At 68.4% G+C, this 22,174-nt stretch carries 24 protein-coding genes and 3 pseudogenes; 11 read left to right on the plus strand and 16 right to left on the minus strand.

Going from position 1 to position 22,174, the window contains the following annotated elements:
• Positions 1-68: 68 nt before the first annotated feature.
• The 3 genes from NS2_RS09330 to NS2_RS09340 are packed head-to-tail and all read left to right on the plus strand — an operon-like array spanning position 69 to position 3,365.
• Positions 69-395 carry a winged helix-turn-helix transcriptional regulator gene (locus NS2_RS09330; RefSeq protein ID WP_045437623.1) on the plus strand — a complete coding sequence of 109 codons (327 nt, stop codon included), beginning with the start codon at positions 69-71 and terminating at the stop codon, positions 393-395.
• Positions 396-439: 44 nt separating this feature from the next.
• Positions 440-1,966 (plus strand): HD domain-containing phosphohydrolase, encoded by a 1,527-nt coding sequence (locus NS2_RS09335; protein ID WP_033087077.1) that lies wholly within the window; start codon positions 440-442, stop codon positions 1,964-1,966.
• Positions 1,967-2,024: 58 nt separating this feature from the next.
• Positions 2,025-3,365: an amidase family protein gene (locus NS2_RS09340; protein ID WP_033087076.1), complete on the plus strand. Its 1,341-nt coding sequence runs from the start codon at positions 2,025-2,027 to the stop codon at positions 3,363-3,365.
• A gap of 34 nt (positions 3,366-3,399) precedes the next feature.
• Here the strand turns inward: NS2_RS09340 and NS2_RS09345 are convergent, their stop codons facing one another.
• The 6 genes and pseudogenes from NS2_RS09345 to NS2_RS09370 form a co-directional block, all read right to left on the minus strand.
• On the minus strand, positions 3,400-4,194 hold the full coding sequence (locus NS2_RS09345) for an ABC transporter permease (protein ID WP_033087075.1): 795 nt from the start codon (positions 4,192-4,194) through the stop codon (positions 3,400-3,402).
• Positions 4,194-5,078, minus strand: a complete 885-nt coding sequence (locus NS2_RS09350) for an ABC transporter ATP-binding protein (RefSeq protein ID WP_230464463.1) — start codon at positions 5,076-5,078, stop codon at positions 4,194-4,196. Before NS2_RS09350 ends, NS2_RS09345 begins: the two co-directional genes overlap by 1 nt.
• A 104-nt stretch (positions 5,079-5,182) precedes the next feature.
• Complete coding sequence (locus NS2_RS09355) at positions 5,183-6,094, minus strand: universal stress protein (protein WP_033087073.1); 912 nt, start codon at positions 6,092-6,094, stop codon at positions 5,183-5,185.
• 97 nt (positions 6,095-6,191) lie between these two features.
• Complete coding sequence (locus tag NS2_RS09360; protein WP_143161313.1) at positions 6,192-6,443, minus strand: hypothetical protein; 252 nt, start codon at positions 6,441-6,443, stop codon at positions 6,192-6,194.
• Positions 6,418-7,413: a TauD/TfdA family dioxygenase gene (locus NS2_RS09365; protein ID WP_045437638.1), complete on the minus strand. Its 996-nt coding sequence runs from the start codon at positions 7,411-7,413 to the stop codon at positions 6,418-6,420. Before NS2_RS09365 ends, NS2_RS09360 begins: the two co-directional genes overlap by 26 nt.
• A 23-nt stretch (positions 7,414-7,436) precedes the next feature.
• A pseudogene (locus NS2_RS09370) lies at positions 7,437-7,583 on the minus strand (ArsR family transcriptional regulator); the annotation flags it as partial.
• A 53-nt stretch (positions 7,584-7,636) separates the two neighbouring features.
• Between NS2_RS09370 and NS2_RS09375 the strand changes: the two are divergent.
• Positions 7,637-8,179 (plus strand): DinB family protein, encoded by a 543-nt coding sequence (locus NS2_RS09375; protein ID WP_033087070.1) that lies wholly within the window; start codon positions 7,637-7,639, stop codon positions 8,177-8,179.
• 62 nt (positions 8,180-8,241) lie between these two features.
• On the opposite strand, the pseudogene NS2_RS37305 reads toward NS2_RS09375, so the two are convergent.
• The 7 genes and pseudogenes from NS2_RS37305 to NS2_RS09410 all read right to left on the minus strand — a co-directional run.
• Positions 8,242-8,677 (minus strand): annotated as a pseudogene (locus NS2_RS37305) (hypothetical protein); the annotation flags it as partial.
• A gap of 27 nt (positions 8,678-8,704) precedes the next feature.
• Positions 8,705-8,803: an arsenic metallochaperone ArsD family protein gene (locus tag NS2_RS37310; RefSeq protein WP_081985795.1), complete on the minus strand. Its 99-nt coding sequence runs from the start codon at positions 8,801-8,803 to the stop codon at positions 8,705-8,707.
• A 15-nt stretch (positions 8,804-8,818) separates the two neighbouring features.
• Entirely contained in the window at positions 8,819-9,229 is a 411-nt protein-coding gene (locus tag NS2_RS09390; RefSeq protein WP_033087068.1) for an arsenate reductase ArsC, read from the minus strand.
• Between the two features lie 16 nt (positions 9,230-9,245).
• A complete protein-coding gene (locus NS2_RS09395) occupies positions 9,246-9,986 on the minus strand; it encodes an aquaporin (protein ID WP_033087067.1) in 741 nt (246 codons plus the stop codon).
• Positions 9,983-10,360 (minus strand): ArsR/SmtB family transcription factor, encoded by a 378-nt coding sequence (locus NS2_RS09400; protein WP_033087066.1) that lies wholly within the window; start codon positions 10,358-10,360, stop codon positions 9,983-9,985. The genes NS2_RS09395 and NS2_RS09400 overlap by 4 nt, the downstream gene beginning before the upstream one ends.
• A 68-nt stretch (positions 10,361-10,428) precedes the next feature.
• Positions 10,429-11,844 (minus strand): NlpC/P60 family protein, encoded by a 1,416-nt coding sequence (locus tag NS2_RS09405; protein ID WP_033087103.1) that lies wholly within the window; start codon positions 11,842-11,844, stop codon positions 10,429-10,431.
• A 331-nt stretch (positions 11,845-12,175) separates the two neighbouring features.
• Positions 12,176-12,721: an Rv1476 family membrane protein gene (locus NS2_RS09410; protein WP_033087065.1), complete on the minus strand. Its 546-nt coding sequence runs from the start codon at positions 12,719-12,721 to the stop codon at positions 12,176-12,178.
• A gap of 179 nt (positions 12,722-12,900) precedes the next feature.
• Between NS2_RS09410 and NS2_RS09415 the strand changes: the two genes are divergently transcribed.
• Positions 12,901-15,693: an aconitate hydratase gene (locus NS2_RS09415; RefSeq protein ID WP_276528769.1), complete on the plus strand. Its 2,793-nt coding sequence runs from the start codon at positions 12,901-12,903 to the stop codon at positions 15,691-15,693.
• 199 nt (positions 15,694-15,892) lie between these two features.
• Positions 15,893-16,459 (plus strand): TetR/AcrR family transcriptional regulator, encoded by a 567-nt coding sequence (locus NS2_RS09420; protein WP_033087064.1) that lies wholly within the window; start codon positions 15,893-15,895, stop codon positions 16,457-16,459.
• 64 nt (positions 16,460-16,523) lie between these two features.
• Here NS2_RS09420 and NS2_RS09425 read toward each other — a convergent pair whose 3' ends face one another.
• Entirely contained in the window at positions 16,524-16,985 is a 462-nt protein-coding gene (locus tag NS2_RS09425) for a 6,7-dimethyl-8-ribityllumazine synthase (RefSeq protein WP_033087063.1), read from the minus strand.
• A gap of 366 nt (positions 16,986-17,351) precedes the next feature.
• On the opposite strand from NS2_RS09425, the gene aroQ reads away from it, so the two are divergent.
• Positions 17,352-17,939, plus strand: coding sequence for a gamma subclass chorismate mutase AroQ (gene aroQ, locus NS2_RS09430; RefSeq protein WP_071811850.1), 588 nt, complete (start codon positions 17,352-17,354; stop codon positions 17,937-17,939).
• A gap of 58 nt (positions 17,940-17,997) precedes the next feature.
• Here aroQ and NS2_RS37315 read toward each other — a convergent pair.
• A pseudogene (locus tag NS2_RS37315) lies at positions 17,998-18,633 on the minus strand (DUF4291 domain-containing protein).
• Between the two features lie 26 nt (positions 18,634-18,659).
• A complete protein-coding gene (locus tag NS2_RS09440) occupies positions 18,660-19,166 on the minus strand; it encodes a MarR family winged helix-turn-helix transcriptional regulator (RefSeq protein ID WP_033087100.1) in 507 nt (168 codons plus the stop codon).
• Between the two features lie 70 nt (positions 19,167-19,236).
• Between NS2_RS09440 and NS2_RS09445 the strand changes: the two genes are divergently transcribed.
• The 4 genes from NS2_RS09445 (at position 19,237) to NS2_RS09460 (ending at position 22,076) form a co-directional block, all read left to right on the plus strand.
• On the plus strand, positions 19,237-19,734 hold the full coding sequence (locus NS2_RS09445; protein ID WP_033087062.1) for a cupin domain-containing protein: 498 nt from the start codon (positions 19,237-19,239) through the stop codon (positions 19,732-19,734).
• 304 nt (positions 19,735-20,038) lie between these two features.
• Positions 20,039-20,455 carry an acyl-CoA thioesterase gene (locus tag NS2_RS09450; RefSeq protein ID WP_033087099.1) on the plus strand — a complete coding sequence of 139 codons (417 nt, stop codon included), beginning with the start codon at positions 20,039-20,041 and terminating at the stop codon, positions 20,453-20,455.
• Between the two features lie 192 nt (positions 20,456-20,647).
• Positions 20,648-21,106 carry a hypothetical protein gene (locus NS2_RS09455; protein WP_033087061.1) on the plus strand — a complete coding sequence of 153 codons (459 nt, stop codon included), beginning with the start codon at positions 20,648-20,650 and terminating at the stop codon, positions 21,104-21,106.
• A gap of 10 nt (positions 21,107-21,116) precedes the next feature.
• On the plus strand, positions 21,117-22,076 hold the full coding sequence (locus NS2_RS09460) for an MvdC/MvdD family ATP grasp protein (RefSeq protein ID WP_033087060.1): 960 nt from the start codon (positions 21,117-21,119) through the stop codon (positions 22,074-22,076).
• The last annotated feature ends 98 nt before the right edge of the window (positions 22,077-22,174 follow it).

Consider the following 22,174-nt stretch of genomic DNA (forward strand, 5'->3'; position numbering starts at 1 on the left):
AGACGGTAGGCGCGAACCCCCGCCACCACTAGAAGGCACTTCCGGGTGCCCTTCCCAACGGAGGCGACATGACCCTGGTGATCCCCGACGTCCTCGAGGAATCCTGCACCACCCGCCAGGCCCTCGAACGCCTGTCCGCCAAATGGCGAATCCTCCTGGTCTACTCCCTTCTCGACGGCCCCCACCGCCCCGCCCGCCTGCGCGAACGCCTGCCCGGCATCACCCAGAAGATGCTCACCGAAACCCTGCGCGGCATGGAGTCCGACGGCCTGGTCGAACGCCACATCTACAAGGAGACCGCACCACAGCACATCGAGTACTCCCTCACCGAACTCGGCAAATCCCTGCAAGCCCCGCTGGCCGCCATCTGCGCCTGGGCCACCGAACACCCTTGAGCCACGGTCCGATGCACGGAATCGACGATCATCCCGGAGGAACGATGGCGGTTCGCCTGGCCGAGCTGGTGGCGGGATTGTCGCTGGTCAGCGACCTCGGCAAGGGATTGTCGGACGGGCAGGCGCTACGCGTGTGCACGGTATCGGCGCGGGTCGCGGAGCTACTGGAACTGCCCGCCGCCGACCGGGAGACGCTGTACTGGGTGGCGCTTCTACGGTTCGTCGGCTGCACCGCCACTGCCTCGGAGATGGCGGCCGCGCTCGGCGACGAGCTCGCGGTGAGCGCCGCTTTCGCCGACGCCGATGTGCGGGATCTGCGGGACGTGCTGCGGCGGGCGGTCGCTGTCACCGGGCCGCGCCCGGACCGGGTGCTCGGGTTCCTGGCCAAGGCGCCCACGGTGATCGAGGCGCACGAGACGGCCAGTTGTGAGGTGGCCCGATCGGTCGCGATCCAGCTGGGATTGCCCGGCTCGGTGATCGAGGCGCTCGGGGACGTGTTCGAGCGGTACGACGGCAAGGGCAATCCGGGGCGCGGCAAGGGCTCGGAATTGCCGCTGGCGGTGCGGGTCTGGCAGGTCGCGCACACCGCCGATCTGCTGGTCGAGCACTTCGGGCCGGAGATCGCGGCCGCGCGGCTGCGGGACCGGGCAGGCACGGCCCTCGACCCGGACATCGCGGTGGCCGTCGCGGCCCACTGCGCGACGCTGTTCGATCCGCCGCCGACCGGATCGCTCGCCGATGTGCTTGCCGCGGAACCGGTTCCGCGGCAGTTCGTCGAGCCCGACCGGCTCGATGCCGTGCTCGGGGTATTCGGGCTGCTCGCCGACCTCAAATCCGCGCACTTCTACGGGCACAGTCCACGCGTCGCCGAGTTGGCGGCACGCGCCGCGACGGTCGCCGGGCTGCCGGAGGCCGAGGTGAATCGAGTGCGGCGCGCCGGTCTGGTTCACGACATCGGGAAGGTCGCGGTGTCGTCGCGGATCTGGGACTGCGGCGGGGCGCTGTCGGATATGCAGCGCGAGCAGGTCGAGCTGCACCCCTACTACACGCAGCGCGTGCTGGCGCGGGTCCCGGCGCTGGCCGATCTCATGGACCTCGCGTGCTCGCATCACGAGAAGTCCGATGGCAGCGGGTATCACCGCAGAATCAGCGGTCCCGCCCTGTCCCCCGCCGCCGCGCTGCTCGCCGCCGCCGACTGCTATGTCACCGCCGGTGAACCGCGGCCACACCGGGCGACGCGCGATCCGGCCGACTGTGCCGCACTGCTACGCGGGCTGGCAGCCGAAGGCCGGTTACCCGAACCTGCCGTGCGGGCGGTGCTCACCGCCGCCGGGCACTCGACGCAACGCTCGGCCCGGTCGCCGGGCGCGCTCACCGCTCGGGAAACGGCTGTCCTGCAACTGATCGCGCACGGGTTGACCAATCAGGCGGCGGCACGGCGGCTGGGTATCTCCGCCAAGACCGTCGGCACCCACCTCGAGCACATCTACACCAAGCTCGGCGTCTCCACCCGCGCCTCGGCCGTCGTGCACGCCACGCGACTGGGCTGGCTCGACCCGCTGTCGAGTTGAACCGGTATCGGGAATTCGCCCGATACCGCGGGCGCGCCGGGACGACGACGCTCGAAGCATGACCACCTCGACCTCCGCTTCGCCGACCGCCCTCGAGATCGCCGCCGCCGTCCGTGGCGGCAGCATCGCGGCCGTCGACGTCGTACGCGCGCACCTCGATCGGATCGAGCGGCTCGACGCGGAACTCAATGCCTTCCAATCGATCCGGCGCGCCGGCGCCCTCGCCGAGGCCGTCGCGCTCGACGCCCGCACCGACCTCGCCACCCTGCCGCTGGCGGGCGTGCCCATCGCGATCAAGGACAATATAGCGGTGGCCGACTGCCCGCTGCGGCACGGCTCGACCGCCACATCCGACCGGCCGCAGGATCACGACGACCCGATCGTGTCCCGGCTGCGCGCCGCGGGCGGGATCATCGTCGGCACCACGCGGATGCCGGAGCTGGCGGCCTGGGCGTTCACCGCGTCCCGGGCCTTCGGGCCGACCCGCAATCCGCTGAATCCCGCGCTCGATCCCGGTGGTTCGACCGGAGGCGGCGCGGCGGCGGTCGCGGCCGGGATGGCCGCAATCGCCATCGGCACCGACGGCGGCGGATCGATCCGGGTACCCGCCGCCTCCTGTGGCTTGGTCGGATTCAAGCCGACCGCCGGTCTGTGCCCGCTCCCCGGCGGACGGAACGAGCACTGGTTCGGGCTGACAGTCACGGGCCCGATCGCCCGCACCACCGCCGATGCCGCCGTGGCCGTCGCCGTCCTGGCCGCCGACCCCGATCTCGCCGAGCCCGTCCCGGATCAGCCGCTGCGCATGGCGGTTTCGACCCGCACCCCGTCGCCGCTGGGCCGCGCCGACCATCGGCAACGCCGGGCGATCGACCTCGCCGCCACCGCCCTGCGCGCCGCGGGCCACACCGTCGGCCGGGCCGACCGGTCGTATCCGGTTTCGCTGCTCCAGGATTGGGGCGCGCGCTGGCTGGCCGGGGTCGCCGAGGAGGCCGAACAGCTGGGCCTGGATCCCGCCGCTCTCGAACCCCGCACTCGCGCCATGCTGCGCCGCGGCAACCGGACCCGCCGCTCCGGCGGCCCGCGCCCCTCGACCTGGCCCGCCCGTGCCCGAGAGTGGTTCGCCGACACCGACATTCTGCTCACCCCGGTCATCGCCCGCGGCCCTCTCGCGGCGGGCGCGCTCCAGCACCGGGGCTATCTCGGCACCTACCTCGCCTCCGCGCGCACCGTGCCGTTCACCCAGGCCTGGAACCTCGCCGGTTTCCCCGCCATCTGCGTCCCAGTCGGCACCGCCGACGGCCGCGCCCTCGCCGTCCAACTCGTCGGACTCCCCGGCACCGACCGCCAACTCCTCACCACCGCAACACAACTGGAGACCCACATGAAAAACGCGGCGTGAGAACGCGACCGGCCCGGCTCACGGTGCCGGGCGGTCACACGGCGCGGACGTCCCGGCGGTCGAACACCGGCAATGCCGCCGCCACGAACGCGACGGCGAGCACGATGAGCCAGAGGTGGCCCAACCGCAGGCCGCCGCCCATCGGGCCGTCGGCCAGGGCCTGCTGGAACGGCGACCAAGGGCCCCAGGGCCGGACGGACTCGACGATCTTCGAGGCGGCGTAGAGCACGTACGCGCCCACCGCGGCGACACTGGCGATCGCCAAGGCCACGAGTCTGCGTCCGGTGGCCGAACCCACCGCCAGCGCCAGGGCTCCGAACGGCGCGGCCAGCACGATCATCGCCACCGAGCCGGTCGCCGCGGCAGCGAGGCCGACGTGCATGCCGAACACCGCCGAACAGGCGATCACGGCCACGAACAGGACCGTTCCGAGCGCCGTCAGGCCGGTGAGCAGGACCGCGCTCTGCTCCAGGAGCAAGCGCACCGGTGTCACGCGAGTGATCAGCAGGACCTCGAGGGTGCCGCTCTCCTCCTCACCGGCGATGGCGCGGGCGCCGCGCGAGATCGCGAACACCAGGAACAGGATCGGCAGCATCATGCTGTACAGCTCGGTGTTGAGAAATCCGGTGCCGCTCGTGAATTCGTCGATCGCGAAGAGCTTGCGCAAGGACTCCGGATAGCTGTCGAGCAGCTGTTTCAAACCGGAGATGCGCGAAATCGACGGCCACAGCGCCGATTCCAGCAGCACGAGCGCAACCAGGCCGATACTCCAGCCGATGAGCCCGCGGCGTTGATCGCGCAGGCACCTCAGGTACACGGTGGAGAACATCAGCGATCCTGTCCGTAGTAGGTGAGGAAGACGTCCTCGAGATCGGGTTCGTCACTGACGATGTCGGCCACCCCGTAGGGTGCGACGAACTTCAGCAGCTCGGCCGTCGACCCGTCCACCTCCACGTGCAGCACGTGATCGTCGCGCTCGGCCGACCGGACGCCGCCGACCGCGCGCAACAGCCCCACGTCCGGTGGTGTCGCGGCGAAGGTGAGGTCGAGCCGCCGCATCGACCGTGCCGTCAGCTCGGCCACCGATCGCACCTCGACCAACCGACCGCGGCGCAGGATCGCGACCGTGTCGGCGACCGCCTGCACCTCCGACAGCACGTGCGAGGACAGAAAGACCGTGCGCCCCGCGTCGCGCGTTTCCCGCAGCATGGCCAGGAATTCCCGCTGGACCAGCGGATCCAGACCCTGGGTCGGTTCGTCGAGGACCAGCAGGTCCGGCTCGGTCATGAAGGCCTGCACGATGCCGACCTTCTGCCGATTGCCGTGCGACATGGCGCCGATCCGCACGCCGACGTCGAGGTCCATGCGCTCGACGAGCCGACGCAGCACCGCGGGTTCGACACCGCCGCGCAATGCGGCGAGATAGCTCAGATACTGTTCGCCCGTCAGGTCCGGGTAGGCCACGAACTGTCCTGGGAGATAACCGATGTGGCGCTGTGCCGCCGATCGCTCGCGCACGATGTCGATCCCGGCCACGCTCACCGAGCCGCGGCTCGGGCGCATGAGGCCCACCAGGATGCGAATGGTCGTGGTCTTGCCCGCGCCGTTGGGGCCCAGATACCCGAAGACCACCCCCGGCGGCACCTCCAGGTTGACATCGGCCAGGGCCGGCGAGCGACCGTAGAGCTTGGTCAGGTCTCGCATGGCGATCATCGGCTGCATGGTGCCAGCCTGCGCGGCCGCGACCGGAACCGGCAGAGACCTGCGGGCCGATTCGAGCGGACGAAGGTCATCTCACGCGGCCCGCGACCGTGGCCTCAGCGCGGCGTTTCCCGGGAACCGACCACGAGCACCGGGCAGGCGGCCGCGTGCAGCAGCGCGGTGCTGACCGACCCGAGGGCCAGCCGCCCCAGGCCACCGCGCCCGTGCGTGCCGACCACGAGAAGCTGTGCGGCGTCGGCGTATTCGAGCAGCGCGCGGACCGGGGTGTCTCCAGAGACACGCCGTTCGACGGTCACGTCCGGGAACTCGTCACCGCAATCGGCAAGCCACTCCGACAACTGCAGATCCGCGCGCTCGCGGATCGCGTCCCAGCCGAGCACCTCGAGATCGAACCCGCTGCTGTCGCTCCAGGCGTGCACGGCGATCAGCGGCACCTTGCGCCGCGACGCCTCCTCGAACGCCATGCGCACGGCGGGCAGGCTGTTCGCGGTGCCGTCCACCCCGACCACCACCGGTCCGTCGGCACCGCGCTCGACATCCGGCTCGCCGTGCACGACGGCCACCGGGCATTCGGCGCGTCGCGCCAATCCGCTGCTCACCGAGCCGAGTACGGCCCGGCGTATCGCGCCGCGGCCGCGATCGCCCACCACCATCATCCGCGCCGTCGCGGAGCGCGCGACGAGCGCCGACAAGACCGGCTCGTCGACCGCCGCACCGGTGACCGAGACGGTCTCCCCCGGCACGGTGTGACGGGCGATGCGGGTGGCCTCGGCGGGCACGCTCGCGGCCTCCGCGTGCACGGCCGCACGCTCGGCCACGCCGAGGGCCGTCCACGGCTCACGGCTCGGCTCGACGCCGTATGCGATGACGATTTCCAGCGGCAGGCGGCGCAATTCGGCCTCGACCGCCGCCCAGGCGACCGCCCGGTAGGAGGTCGGGGAGCCGTCCACCGCGACCACGATGGGTCGCGGACTCGAATTCGGTTGAGGAGCGACGGTTTCAGGCATGGTTCCTCCAGCTCGCGGGTGTTGTATCGACGATCGCCCCGCCGCGGCTCAGGTCCCAGAGGCCAATGTCACTCCGATACCGCCATGCGACCGCAGATTATCGCCGCACACCCGAAAACCGCACCGCGGCCTGAACTCGCCGCGCCTCTGCTTTTTGCCGGTTCACCTCGTCGAAGTTCGTCGCCCACCGATCGAATCTCCCCCTGGTGGCGAGCCATCGCTGCTGCGAGCGTCCGTCGATCTCGTTGACGAGCAGAGGTAGGCCCTTGGCGTCGGTCAGCGTATCGACCATCTCGGCCCACACGGGCTTTGCGGTTCCGCAATCAGTCCTGACGTCGTGGAATGCCATCGCGGAGGAGGTCCTCGACGGTGGCGAAGTTGTGAGCGGTCAGCCAGAGGCGCAGCAGGTGGCGTCGTCGTGCCGGGTCTTCGTGGTCCGTGTAGGCCTCGCGACTGTGCAGGATTTTGGCGTTGTTGAGGATCTGGACGTCACCGGGGGCGAATTCCATGGGCAGGTAGAAGCGGGGATCGTTGGCGGTGTCCTCGAGCATTCGCATGGCTTCGAGTTGCTCGGCGGTCAGCGGTGGGACGCCGGGGTGGCGTTGGGCATCGCGGATGTACCAGCCGATGTAGAAGATCCGGGGTGTGCCGTCGATGTCGTGGATCGCGGGCAGGGTGAAATACGGTGTCTCGCCGGGTGATTGCTCGTCATTGCGGTCCCAATGGAACGGCTGGCGCAGGACCTCGATGAGGTCGGGGCGTGCGGCGAGGATGTGGTTGTAGACGGCCAGAGAGCTGGCTATGCGGCTTTCGCCGCCGGTGCGCGCGGCCTGTAGGCAGAGCAGTCCGACCAGGTCGGAGCCGTCGGTGTGGAAGTCTTGGCGCTGGTTGGTGGTGTAGAGCCGCACCGCGGGCCCGGTGCGGGGAAGGCGTTCGTCGCGGACGTGCCCGAGCAGGTCACCGGCGGCGTTCTGGCTGACGGGGGTGCCCAGATGCAGACCGAGGCCGACGTAGGCGAGTTCGGTCTCTTCGGGCGTGAGCAAGTCGTGCGGGAATCGGCGGATCAACACGAATGCCCGGCCGAGCGAAAGGGTTTCGGCCCACTGGCGCAGTGATTCGACCAATCCGGGAAGCGGGAAATCCTCGCGCGCCAGGGTTGCGGCGGTCAGGCCCGCCGTGGTGGCCGTACGGGCCGCGGCGGCGATCTCCTGGCGCTGGGCATCAGTGAGCACCGTTGCCCATTCGGCGGATTCAGCGAGGTCGCCGCCGCGCCACACCGCCGGCGACTGGACAGGTTGGAAACGTGCGGAGGCCGTCATCATGTACTCCTGGTCGAGATGGCGTCGGTGGGGATCTCGCTGGGGCAGCACGGCGGCGGCAGTACCCCCATAACCGCGTCGGCGGCGTGCGGCAGACCGGTGCAGCAGGAAGGGTCGACGGTGACGACCGTGCTGGTGCGGTCCTTGTGGAGGTTGACGAAGCCGACTTCGCGCCACCATCGTTGATATGAGCGCATTCCAGTGCTCGGATCGAGGTGACACGATGTCACATCCGCGCGTCGATCGCGACGCACTGGCGGCTGATTTGGAACGGGCGCGAACCGACTTTCACCAATTGCTGAATACAACCGGTAGCGACGAGTGGAAGGCACTTTCGAACGGGACGCGCTGGACCAACGAAGAGCTGTTGTTCCACATGGTGTTCGGCTACATGATCGTTCAGAAGCTGCTGATCCTCCGGCGGGTACTCGCCCGACTGCCCGCCGGAGTAGGCCGCGCCAATGCGCGGTTCCTCAACACGGCGACCGTGCCGTTCGATTGGGTCAATTTCCACGGCTCCCGCGTGGCGGCGCGCGTCTACAACCGGCGCAGGATGGGCGCGAAGATGGATCGGGTCATCGCATCGTTACAGCGGTCCCTGCGCAGCGAGAGCGAAGCGAACTTCGCTCTCGCCATGCCTTATCCGAATCGCTGGGACCCCTACTTCCAGGACTCCATGACCCTGGCCGACATGTACCGATACCCGGGACGGCACTACGACCACCACCGGCTGCAATTGACCACCACCGGTGCGCGAGAGCGGTGACCGGACCGTTTGCGAAGGGGTTGACCCGGTAGCCGGGTACAGGGTTGAGAACGCGCTCGGCATCATCGACCTGCCCGACGCCCACCGGACAGCGCCGCCAGCGCGGCGACGCCCACCCGGGCGGCGGCTTGGGCGGGTACCACGGCATAGCGGGTGGCGAATTCCGATGCGACTCTCCGGATTTCGACGGTCTCACGGTGCGCCCGCTGCCGCAGCAGCGGCGATTCGGTACCGGCCGCGGCGATGGAATTGTTGACGACCCACGCCCACGGAGTGATGCCGGCCCGCACCAGGTCGGCTTGTAGCTCGGCGGCCTCGAGGACGGGGGTGGTCTCCGCGAGCGTGACCAGCACGACCTTGGTCTCGTCGGAGCGCGGCACGTCCTCGAGCATCGAGCTTCCCGCCCTTGGTGGCGAGAACGCGCTCAGGGTAGGCCGCAGTGGCCTCGGCCGGGTCGATGCGGGAGACCTCGAGGTTGCCCAGCGTCTCGGAGATCGTGGCATCCACGGGTCGGATACCGGCCCGTCAGCACCGTGACCCCGTCCACCAGCGCCTGATCGACCTCGGTCCGCAGATGCCGGATTTGCAGCACAGGGCGGGTTCGAAAATTTCGACGGTGCTCACGAGCGATCCCTTTTCTCAGTTGCGGGCGGGCAGTAGTTCGGCGATCAGATCCTCGATACGGGTGCGGATTTCGTCGCGGATGGGTCGCACGGCTTCGATGCCCTTGCCCGCGGGATCCTCCAGCTTCCAGTCCCGGTAGTCCACGCCCGGGAAGTACGGGCACGCGTCTCCGCAGCCCATGGTGATGACGACCGTGGAGGCTTCCACGGCGTCGGGAGTGAGGATCTTCGGCGACTGGTCGGTGATGTCGATGCCGAGCTCGGCCATGGCCTCGACGGCGGCCGGGTTGAGGCTCTCACCCGGCGCACTGCCGGCGGAACGGACCTCGATATCCTCACCGGCCAGATGCGCGAGGAATCCCTGAGCCATCTGAGATCGTCCGGCGTTGTGCACGCAGACGAAGAGCACGCTGGGCTTGGAAGCCATTGGTAGAGAGTCCCTTTCAGGAGGATGCGGGAAGATGTTCGGCCGTCTCGTGCGGCACGGTCACGTTGTCGGCGGCCGCGGCGCTCCCCGGGTACAGCCAGGTGACGACCGCCAATCCCAGTGCCGCTCCGAGAACCTGCGCGGCGATGAAGCCGGGCACCGAGCCTGGCGCGATACCGGCGAAGGTATCGGAGAAGATCCGGCCGATGGTCACCGCGGGGTTCGCGAACGAGGTCGAACTCGTGAACCAGTACGCGGCGCCGATGTATGCGCCGACCGTCACCGCCGACAGGGCGGCGCGACCACTGCGCGCCAGCGCGAAGATCACGGCGATGAGCCCTGCGGTCGCCACCACCTCGCCCAGCAGATGCCCACCGGTGCCGCGACCGTGCGTCGAGATCTGGATGGCGCGCAGGTCGAACATCGCGTTGGCCAGCACCGAGCCCACCACACCACCGGCGATCTGCGCCGGGATGTAGGCGGCGAGGTCGGTCACGCTGAGCCCGGTGCCCCGGCGGCGACCGAGCAGCCAGTCCGCTGCCGACACCACCGGATTGAAATGAGCACCCGAGACCGGGCCGAACAGCAGGATCAGCACTGCCAGCCCGAGTACCGTCGCCGTCGAGTTCTCCAACAGCTGCAATCCGATATTCCCCGGCGACAACTGCTCAGCGGCGATGCCGGAGCCGACGACCACGGCGACCAGCAGCGCGGTACCGAGGAACTCGGCCACCACTTTGCGCGGAAGACCGTTCATCGCACGACCGCCCGAGACTCGGGTGCGTCGAGCAGGTGCGAAAGCTGCTGCAAAGCAGCCGGTTCGACGCGGTAGTACACCCATGATCCACGGCGCTCACTGCTCAGTAGACCCGCTTCGCGCAGCACCTTCAGATGGTGCGAGATGGTGGGCTGGCTGACGTCGAAGCCGCTGGACAGGTCACACACGCACGCTTCCTGCCCGGCGTGGCTGGCGACCATGCTGAGCAACCGCAAGCGGACCGGGTCCGAGAGTGCTTTGAACATGACCGACATCCGAGCCGCGGCTTCGGCCGTCAACGGCTCACGCACCATGGACGTGACCTCGCACCCCGGTTCGGAGACCGCGGCGATCGGCAGATCTGACTTAGACACTCATCGATATTGACAGTCATTGAATCCGCAGACAAGCGAACAACCGGTGAACCCAGGCACGCTGTCGGCTAGGAGATGATTCGGATGGCGTAGGGCATGATGCCGTCTTCGCGGACGGAGGCTACTCGGACTACCTCGCCGGATTGGGGGGCCTCGACCATTTTGTTGTTGCCGAGGTAGAGGGCTACGTGTTGGGAGCCGCCGGGGCCCCAGAAGAGCATGTCGCCGCGGGCTCGGTCGGAGATGGGGACTCGGGTGCCCATGGTGTATTGGTAGCCGGAGTAGTGCGGGAGGGAGACGCCTACGCCGGCGAAGGCGTAGATCATGAGGCCCGAGCAGTCGAAGCCGGTTTTGTTGTAGTCGCCGTAGCGGTCGGCGGTGCCGCCGTCGCGGATGCCGAGGGTGGGGCCGTCCTCGTCGCCGCCGCCCCAGGCGTATTCGACGCCGATCTGGGACATGGCACGGTCGATGACGGTTTCGACGAGTTGGGGCCCGGATCCGTTGGGGCGGCTGGGCTGCATGGAGCGGCGCGGGGGCGGGGCGGTGTCCTGGACGACGTGGGGGCGATGGCCCTGGCCGACCTGGTTGGCGCGGTCGGCGGAGGCGCGGTCGGCGGCCACGCGGGCGGCGGCGGCCACGGCGGCGGCGCGGGCAGCGGCCTCCTCGGCCTTGCGCTGCTGGTCCCAGGCCACGAAGGCATCGCGCTGGCCCTGCAGACCCGCCACGTTGGCGCGGGCCGCATCGAGGCGCTGCTGCGCCGAATCACGCTGGGAGACAAGACCGTTGCGGCGGACGTTCTGCTGGTCGAGTTCGGCCTGGGCGGCGGTGACGGCGTTCTGGGCCTGGGTTTTCTTGGCGGCGGCGTCGGCCGCGGCGGCGTCGGCGGCCTGCTGGGCCAGTTTGGCGGCGGAGGTCTTGTTGGCCTGATCGACCTGGGCGCGGCGCAGGCCCGCGACGACCACCTGCTGGTTCTTGGAGGCGATGGTCAGCACCTGGGCGCGGTTGAGGGCGTCCTCTGGGCTGGGGGCGGCCAGGTAACTGACCAGCGAGGTGGAGCCGGGTCGCATGTAGACCTGCGCGACGTACTTGTCGAAATCCCGGTGCGCGGTATCGACTTTCGTACCGGCGTCGGTCAGGTCCTGCTGGCACACGGTCACCGCGTGGGCCGCGGCGTCAGCGGCGTCGCGGGCGATCTGGAGGTCCACGAGGGCCTTGTTGACAGCCTCGCGGCGGGCGGCGACCGCGTCGTCGAGCTGCTGTAACTGCTGCTCGGCGACGGCCACCTGGTTGATGAGCGCGCCGACCTCGCCCACGCTCGCGTCCACCTGGGCGCCCGCGGCATTGAGGTCGTTGTCGCTGGGGTTCGGGGGCGGCGGTGGGACGGCATGCCCGCTGGCCATACCCAATGCCAGCACGATCAGCGCTACGAGCAACTCCGTAGCGACCCGCACCGAACGCCCCCGCACCTTCGCCGGTTGTCGCATCGCACCTCCCTGGAGTCCCATCCAGCACAACATCCCCAACCGTGCCATCGCGAAACCGTACGGCAAGTCGCGGAGCCTACCGCTCAGGCACGCCACAATCACACGCGTGTAATTCGTTAGTAGCCAAGAAGTTGCAGGTAAATCCCATAATCACCACGAGTCACAACACACGACTTGCGGTACGTTTCGGGCGTGTCGCGGCGAGCCGGGCCAGACAGGCAAAGCGGTCACGCGCGCGAGACTCGGTCCGGACTACGACACCCGGACAACAGAAAGGGGTCCGGGCGGAACCCGAACCCCTGAGGGAGACAGCGCCTCTCGGCGCGATCCGCTACGCCACCGGCGTCCGCGACGAGCGCTCACCCGGAACCGCGCGCCGCGTCTTCACCACGTACAACCCGCCGATCACCGCGATCAGCACCCCCAGCAGCACCAGCGTGATCACCGTCCACGACACCGTCTCGGGCTGCTCGAGCCGATCCACGAACACCCGCGCCGCTTCGACGGTGTGGTCGGGCCCGCGGTATTTGGCCTTGTCCTCGGCCCATTCCAGGTGCCCACGGGTGAACTGCTCGCTGTAGGTGCCGACCCAGTCGTCGCTGAACACCACCACGGTCCCGTGCTCGATCTTGCCGACCTCGTTGGCCAGATCGCGCAGGTTCGCCTCGATTCCCGGATTGCCCTGCACCACAACGATGTCGAGCGCGATGCCGTGCTCGCGCGCGTCGGCGGCGATGGCGGCCAGGGCCTCCTGGTCGCGTCCGGCGGGGGCGGCGACATGATCATCGGCCAGATCGGCGATGATGGAGTTCAGGTTCGTATTCGGCGGTAGTTCCGCCTTCACAGGCGTGAAAACCGAGGCGCGCGAGACGGTCACGAACGCAGAGTACGGGACAACTTGTCACATCACCTCACTGCGCCACACTTATCCCCCCGATGCGCTCACAGGACAAGCGTACTGTTAAAGTCGGAAAACGGACGGGGCCGAGCGCCCCGACGAGTCACCGGCACAGCCCCGCCGGTGGCCCTCCCATTCACAGACGAGTGGAGCTGAACGTGACGAGTATCGATACCTTCGGCGCCAAGGGCACCCTCGAGGTCGGAAGCAACTCGTATGAGATCTTCCGTCTCGCGGCCGTGCCCGGCACCGAGAAGCTGCCCTACGCCCTGAAGGTCCTCGCGGAGAACCTGCTTCGCACCGAGGACGGCGCGAACATCACCGCCGACCAGATCCGCGCCCTCGCGGCCTGGGATCCGTCGGCCGAGCCCGACACCGAGATCCAGTTCACCCCGGCCCGCGTGATCATGCAGGACTTCACCGGCGTGCCCTGCATCGTCGACCTGGCCACCATGCGTGAGGCCGTCACCACCCTCGGCGGCGACCCGAACAAGGTCAACCCGCTCTCCCCCGCCGACATGGTCATCGACCACTCGGTCATCCTCGACGTGTTCGGCACCGCCGACGCCCTCGAGCGCAACGTAGACCTCGAGTACGAGCGCAACGGCGAGCGCTACCAGTTCCTGCGCTGGGGCCAGGGCGCCTTCGACGACTTCAAGGTCGTCCCGCCGGGCGTCGGCATCGTGCACCAGGTCAACATCGAGTACCTGGCCCCCACCGTCATGGTCCGCAACGGCCAGGCCTACCCAGACACCTGCGTCGGCACCGACTCGCACACCACCATGGTCAACGGCCTGGGCGTGCTGGGCTGGGGCGTCGGCGGCATCGAGGCCGAGGCCGCCATGCTGGGCCAGCCGGTCTCCATGCTGATCCCGCGCGTCGTCGGCTTCAAGCTGACCGGTGAGATCAAGCCCGGCGTGACCGCCACCGACGTCGTGCTCACCGTCACCGACATGCTGCGCAAGCACGGTGTGGTCGGCAAGTTCGTCGAGTTCTACGGCAAGGGCGTCGCCGAAGTGCCCCTCGCCAACCGCGCCACCCTGGGCAACATGAGCCCCGAGTTCGGCTCCACCGCCGCGATCTTCCCGATCGACGAGGAGACCATCAACTACCTGCGCCTGACCGGCCGCAGCGACGAGCAGCTCGCGCTCGTCGAGGCGTACGCCAAGGAGCAGGGCCTGTGGCACGACGCCGACAACGAGCCGGCCTACTCGGAGTACCTGGAGCTGGACCTGGGCACCGTGGTGCCGTCCATCGCCGGCCCGAAGCGCCCGCAGGACCGGATCCTGCTGTCGGACAGCAAGAACGCGTTCCGCAAGGACATCCGCACCTACACCAACGACCCGGTCCCGCACACCGCGCTGGACGAGGCGATCGAGGAGTCCTTCCCGGCCAGCGACCCGGTCGCGTCCGGCACCGCCTCCGACGAGACCCCGGTTCCCAACGCCGCCAACGGCAATGCGGGCCGTCCCTCGAAGCCGATCAAGGTCTCCGACCCGGAGCGTGGCGACTTCGTGCTGGATCACGGCGCGGTCGTGGTCGCGGGCATCACCTCCTGCACCAACACCTCCAACCCGTCGGTGATGATCGGCGCGGCCCTGCTGGCCCGCAATGCCGTCGAGAAGGGCCTCGCGTCCAAGCCGTGGGTCAAGACCAACATGGCCCCGGGCTCGCAGGTCGTCGCCGACTACTACGAGAAGGCCGGTCTCTGGCCGTACCTGGAGAAGCTGGGCTTCTACGTGGGTGGCTTCGGCTGCACCACCTGCATCGGCAACACCGGTCCGCTGCCGGAGCAGATCTCGGCCGCGATCAACGACAACGACCTCTCGGTCACCGCGGTGCTCTCGGGCAACCGCAACTTCGAAGGCCGCATCTCCCCCGACGTCAAGATGAACTACCTGGCCTCCCCGCCGCTGGTCATCGCGTACGCGCTCGCGGGCACCATGGACTTCGACTTCGAGACCGACGCCCTGGGCAAGGACTCCGACGGCAACGACGTCTTCCTGAAGGACATCTGGCCGTCCGCGCAGGAGATCGACGACACCATCAAGTCGGCGATCAGCCGGGACATGTTCACCAAGTCCTACGCCACCGTGTTCGACGGTGACCAGCGCTGGCAGGGCCTGAACACCCCCGAGGGCGACACCTTCGCGTGGGACGACAAGTCCACCTACGTCCGCAAGGCCCCCTACTTCGACGGCATGTCGATGGAGCCGGCCCCGGTCCAGGACCTCAAGGGCGCGCGCGTGCTGGCGCTGCTGGGCGACTCGGTCACCACCGACCACATCTCCCCCGCCGGTCCGATCAAGCCGGGCACCCCGGCCGCGCAGTACCTCGACGCCAATGGCGTTGCGCGCAAGGACTACAACTCGCTGGGCTCGCGTCGTGGTAACCACGAGGTCATGATCCGCGGCACCTTCGCCAACATCCGTCTCCGCAACCAGCTGCTGGACGACGTCTCGGGTGGCTACACCCGCGACTTCACCCAGGACGGTGGCCCGCAGGCGTTCATCTACGACGCCTCGCAGAACTACCAGGCCGCGGGCATCCCGCTGGTCGTGCTGGGCGGCAAGGAGTACGGCTCGGGTTCCTCGCGTGACTGGGCCGCCAAGGGCACCAGCCTGCTGGGCGTCAAGGCCGTCATCACCGAGTCGTTCGAGCGCATCCACCGCTCCAACCTGATCGGCATGGGCGTGGTGCCGCTGCAGTTCCCCGCGGGTCAGTCGGCCGCGTCGCTGGGCCTGGACGGCACGGAGACCTTCGACATCGAGGGCATCACCAAGCTGAACGAGGGTGTGACTCCGAAGACCATGAAGGTCACCGCTACCAAGGAGAACGGCGAGAAGGTCGTCTTCGACGCGGTCGTCCGCATCGACACCCCCGGTGAGGCGGACTACTACCGCAACGGCGGCATCCTGCAGTTCGTGCTGCGCAACATGATTCGCGGCTAAGACCGCGCGTCTCGGTCTTCGAAGGGCTGTTTCGAAGCCGAGTCGTGGTGGCGGGCACCGGAAGCTTGTGAAAAGCACAGGCGGCCGGTGCCTGCCACGCGGCCCGCTCGGGTCGCTTCGCTCGTCGCTCGTGCGGGCTCTCCGAATTGGTCGCAAGATCAATAAAGAGAACCCGCACAACACGTTTCGGAGGAGTCCAGTGCCCAAGGTCAGTGACGACCACCTCGCCGCCCGGCGCAGCCAGATCCTCGACGGCGCGCGCCGCTGCTTCGCGGAGTTCGGCTACGAGGGCGCGACCGTGCGTCGCCTCGAAGAAGCCACCGGCCTGTCACGGGGCGCGATCTTCCACCACTTCCGCGACAAGGACGCGTTGTTCCTGGCGCTGGCCCAGGAGGACGCCGGTCGTATGGCCGAGGTCGCCGCCAATCAGGGCCTGATCCAGGTCATGCGCGATATGCTCGCGCGCCCAGAGGATTTCGACTGGCTCGGCACCCGCCTCGAGATCGCCCGCCGACTGCGCAACGATCCGGAATTCCGCTCCAACTGGGAAAATCGCTCCGAGGAGCTCACCGCCGCGACCGTCGCCCGTCTGGAACGCCGAAAGGCCGCCGGCGCGCTGCGCGACGACGTCCCCACCGAGGTCATCCTCGGCTATCTCGATCTGGTTCTCGACGGGCTCATCGCCCGCATCGCCTCCGGCCACGCCAACGAAAACCTCGAGGCCGTCCTCGATCTGGTCGAAGCCTCGGTCCGCCGCCGGCAGTAGCCGATCGTTCGTGACCGCCCGGTAGCGGCAGATCGCCTTGCGGGCCTTGATATCCCGCTCGGGGTTACCCGGCCGGGACGGTGAGCCGGTTCAGTCCGGCCAGGGTGGCGCGGCACGCCTGCGACAGTTCCACGCCCTTCGTCCGCAGATGCCGATGGAAGAACTCGTGGTGCTCGGCGGAGTCGTGGAAGTGGTGCGGCGTGAGCACCGCGGAGAACACCGGGACATCGGTCGCCAGCTGCACCCGCATCAGGCCGTCGACCACCGCCGACGCGACGAAATCATGCCGGTAGATCCCGCCGTCGACGACGAGCGCGCAGCCCGCGACGGCCGCGTATTCGCCCGTCTCGGCGATCCGCTTGGCGTGCAGCGGAATTTCGAACGCGCCCGGCACTTCCCAGACTTCGACATTGTCGAATCCGGCTGCCGCCATATCGGCGACGAACGCTTCGACCGCCTGGTCGACCAAATCCGCGTGCCAACGGGCGGCGACGACGGCAATCTTGCGTGCAATATCGGAATGCATTCTGAGTCCCGAGGTCGAGGCGAATTAATATCAATCACGGCTATCAGAGCGATCGTCCGCGATCAAATCCATCCACGGGATTCGAGGCCGGAATCACGACTGCACGCTACCGATTTTCGGCCACCACGTTGAGCCATCGAACTGCCGAAAGGCGGCCCACTGACCGCCCTACCCCGGCTCATGAGGTGACCGCAAACGCGACGCAGAGAAATGTGATTCAAAATACCGGAAACCCGGAACACCCGGTCAGCACATTGTCAGCGATCTGTCAGCGCATCGATTAACAATCGTAGCCGCACAAATTTCGAAGGAAGCCCGGAATGTGCATCTACGATGTAGGACGACAATGAATGAAAGGTTGAACGAATGCGAGTTCTGGCTGTGACGGCCGTTTCCACGATGGCCCTGGTGGCGGGGCAGTTCGTAACCGGCGGCGGCCAGGCCTCCGCGGACACTCCGGGGTCGCTGGACCGGCTGGTCACGCTGCTGGCCGAACGCCTCGACACCGCCGACACCGTCGCCGCGGCGAAATGGGCCACCGCCGAACGCGACGGCGACCGCCCCGTCATCGACGACCCCGCCCGCGAGGCCACGATCTATGACGCGATGACCCGGCTGGGCGCCCAGCACGGACTGCCCGCCCCCTGGGTGCGGCAGATCTTCGAAGGGCAGATCGAGGCCAACAAGATCGTGCAGCGCGGCCTGGTGACGCAGTGGGAGCACGGCGTTCCCGCACCCGCGCCCAGCATGGAACTCGCCGCGGTGCGCCCGGTGATCGACCGGGTCAACGGCGAGATCATCGACGAATTGGCAAGCAAACAGGCCGAATTGGCGGACCCGTCCTGCCCCGTGCGGCTGACGCGCAGCGTACTGGCGGCGACCGGAACGCGGCACGGCGATCCGCTGCACCAGGCGGCGTTGGTGCGGGCCTCGATTCCGCTGTGTGAGTCCTGAGACACGAGCAATGGCCCGGGCCGTCCGCGCGGCGACACCACGTGCTCGGCCCGGGCCGTCAACCCGCGACGGCGCCGATCCTTTTCGCGAGGTCGGCACCGAGGGGATACGGCCGCTCCGGCGGCAGCAGCGCGCGAGCGCGGTCGGCGTGCCCGCTCCGCAGATGCGCGGACATGGCGTGAACCTTGGGCGTGAGGTCGCGGATTTCCACGGTCCAGTCGTCGACATAGCGGTCGATGATGTGTCGCGACAGACCCACCTGAATGCTGCGGTGGTCGAGTTTCGCTCCGCGCAGCGAGTACTCCGGGTCCCATTGGACGTGCACGACCGCGTGGGCGAACAGGCTGCGCCACTGTTCGTTTCCGGCATAGACGCGGCGTTCGGGGCTGGTGAGGACCGCGTCGGCGAGGGCCTCCTTTCAGCCCGCGCGGGTGATGCGCACCGCGAGAATGCGCTCCTGGCCGGATTTGCGGCCCCAGCCGCTGCGTTGCATGAGCCAGCGGAACGACGGCTTGATCCAGGTCATCCGGTTGGTCGAGAAGGGCGGGACGAAGCGCTGTGCCGCCACCGCCGCCTCGGCGATCGCGGGTGCGTACGCCTGATAGACCACGATGGTGTCGCGGTCATAATCTGCCCTGATCTCGAATTTCCCTGTCACACCGCGGGACGTTAGCCCGCGGGCGGGCCCGGCCACCAACCATTTTCGGCGTTCGCGCGCCGTCAGTCCGCCTGCTCGAGGTCTGCCAGCAGCAGGCGGGCGATGCGGTCGAGGTGGGCGCGGTCCTGCTCGGAAAGCGCGGAGAGGATGCGGGTTTCGTTCTCGAAGTGGGCGGTGACGACGATGTCGATGAGGTGCAGGCCGCGGTCGGTGAGGGCGACCTTGACGGCGCGGCGGTCGCCCGCGTCGGCCATGCGGCGGACCAGGCCCGCTTTCTCGAGGCGGTCCAGGCGGCCGGTCATGCCCGCCCGGGACATCATCAGGGTGTCGGCCAGGTGCGAGGGGTTGAGCTCGTAGGGGTCGCCCGAACGGCGCAGCGCCGCCAGGACATCGAACTCGCCGCGCTGCAAACCGTGTGCGGTGAAGACGGATTCGATCCGTTCGGTCGCCACCATCGTGAGCCTGCCGAGGCGGCCGAGAATGGCCATGGCCTCGCCGTTCAGGTCCGGCCGCTCGCGCTGCCACTGCTCCCGGATCCGGTCCACCGGATCGATCTTCGCGTCACCCATGGACAGCACTCTATTCGATGCCATATAGTTCGGTAGCGAATTATCAAGTAGCGAATAGTTTGGAGTAGTCATGAACACCACCACCCGCACCGCCGCGATCCGCCAGCCGCAGGACGCCGAGATCATCGGCGGCGACCCGGTGTCGGTGCGGCTGCTCATCGACTCCAACGAGGCGGGCGGCTCGGTCAGCACCGTCGAGGTCACCATGGCCCGCGGCGCGGACGGCGCGACCCCGCACTACCACACCCTCTCCGATGAGCTGTTCTATGTCGCCGACGGCGAACTGCAGGTCATGGCCGGGGAGAAGATCGTCACCGTCGGCGCGGGCGGGACCATCGTGGTCCCCAAGTTCATGCCGCACGCCTTCGGCGCGGCCCCGGACAGCCCGGCCCGCATCCTCATCGCCCTCATGCCCGGCGTCGAACGCCACGGCTACTTCCGGTTCCTGGAGCGCCTGGCCACCGGCCGGACCACACCCGCCGAATTCGATGCGGCACAGCAGGACTACGACAATCACTTCATCGAAGCGCCGCGGTGGTGGGCCGAGCGCAACGCCAATCGCGCCTGAGCGGGCTGCACACACCCGCAATATCAGGCGACCCGGGGGCGAAGAGCTGGCTCACCGCCGATTGCGCCTTCGCCCCCGCGCGTGCGCCGTCCCACCAGAACCGCGCACCCCACCCCGCCGATCTCACCCCGGGGGGCATCGTCTCGCCGTCCGCTGGGCACGGGCTCGAGGGTGGCATGGCAACCGGACACGCGGACAACCACGCGGCCCTGGACCCGCCGATAGCCCCGCAGTCGCGGGCCGGTGTGCCGCAGACCACTGAAAATGCGGAATGATCCCCCGCGCCGGACGGGTTGGCAGTTTCATGGCCTTCTCCGTCCCCATCACCGTTCGCGGCTACGAGCTCGATATCAACGGGCATCTGAATCAAGCGGTCTATCTGCAGTACGCCGAGCACGCGCGGTGGGAATTGCTGCGGGCGGGCGGCCTGCCGGGCGAGAAGCTGGTGGCGGCGGGCATCGGGCCGGTGGTGCTGGAGCAGACCATCAAGTACCAGCGGGAACTGCATCTCGGTGACGAGATCACCGTGACCTGCGAGTTCGAGTGGACCGGGGGCAAGATCTTCAAAATGCACCAGCAGCTGCTGAAACTGGACGGGACGGTGTCGGCGCAGATCGATGTCGTCTCCGGCATTCTCGATCTCCGGGCCCGCAAACTGATTGCGGATCCCGGTGCGGCGCTGCGTGCCATTGCCGAATCGCCGGACCTGCTGGGTCTCTGAACAACGGTCACCCAACCGCCCCCGCCTCGTTTTATCAGCGAAAATCTTTCGGCGGGAGCAGTTTCCGAAACCCCGGCGGAGTTTGCCGGGGTAGCTGAAATCTTTCGTTGCGGACCGATTCCGGTGCGGCGCGGGATATGATTCAGGTCACGCTCGGCCCCGCAGCAAATCCCGAGCAGATCGGAGTTCAGCATGACCGGTGCCCTGCACCGAACCGGATCGACAGCCCTCGCGAGCACCTCGCCACCGCTACCCGGCTATCTTGTCGCAGCCACCGAGCGAAGTATCAGCGTGCGGGTCGGCGACGGCACCTGGACCTTCCACCGCACCGATGTTCTCGACATCACCCGGTGGGACGCCGCGGCCGCGGGCAGCTGTGAGGGCCGCCCGGTGCTGGTGCGCGTGCGGTCCGGCGCCACCGCCGATTTCACGCAGCGCCGCCGCGTGGAGCTCACCGATCGCCCGCTCACCCTGGCGCCGGACCACAGTCCCGCCCGCGGTGACGACGAACTGGGCAGGCTCACCGAAATCTGGGCTCGCGGGCTGGATCTCACCACTGCTACCGGGGTCGGCGGGGCCACCATGACCTGCTGCCAGACCCGGTCGCACCACGGCAGCGACGACGGCATCGCCTGCGACAGCCTGGACTGACGGGGCGCGTATGTCCGCCCGCACCATGGGTTCGGTGCTCATCGTCACCGAGGCCGAGGACCTCCACGGCGACGCCCTCGCCGCCACACTGCGGAAATATCACGGGCACAACCCGATTCGCCTCGACATGCGCGACTTCCCGCGCGAGAACGGCACTTTCCGGCTGGGCATGGAGGGCTCCTACCGCAGCCTGTCCCACGTCTTCGGCCTCGAAGATGTCACCTCGGTGTGGTGGCGGCGCCCGCACCCCTGCGCGGTACCGGCCGGTCTGACCGAAGAGGACGACATCTACCGCCGCGCCGAATGCGACGGCTTCCTACAGGGGCTGCTGTGGTCGGTTCCAGCCCTGTGGGTCAACGACCCGGGAGCCGACCGCACCGCCGGGCGCAAGATCGTGCAGCTGGAGACCGCCTACCGGGCCGGTTTCGCGGTGCCCGAGACCCTGGTCACCAATGATCCCGACGAAGCCGTGGCGTTCATCCAATCCCGGCCCGGGCCAGTGGTTTACAAGCGCATCGGCACCGGCCGCGGAGCATTCACCGAGACCCGGCTCTTCGCCCCCGCCGATTTCGACCGGCTCTCCACGATCCGCAACTCCCCCACCATCTTCCAGGACTACATCCACGCCGAGAGCGATCTGCGCATCGTCTGGGTGGACGGCATCGAGTGGGTGGTGCGCATCGACTCGCAAGCCGGTGTGGGACGGGTGGATTCGCGGCTGGACACCTCGGTGGCCTTCACCGCCGATCGCCTGCCCGCCTCGGTGAGCAAGTCGCTCACCACCCTCATGGGCGCGCTGGGTCTGGCTTTCGGCGTGCTCGATCTGCGCGTCGGCCTCGACGGCGAGTTCTACTTCCTGGAGGTGAACCCCCAGGGGCAGTTCGCCTATCTCGAAATCAAGACCGGTCTGCCGATCTTCCAGAGCCTCGCAAACCTGCTGGTACTCGGCGACGGGACCGTGATCCCGTAGCAGGGCCGCGCGTCACCGCGAGCAGTACGAAATCGCAAGTCGTCGACCGGCTTTCGCCGGTCGAGACCCCGCAATCCACTCCCCCGGACGGGAAGCGA

The organism is Nocardia seriolae NBRC 15557, assembly GCF_007990715.1.
GTDB lineage: Bacteria > Actinomycetota > Actinomycetes > Mycobacteriales > Mycobacteriaceae > Nocardia > Nocardia seriolae.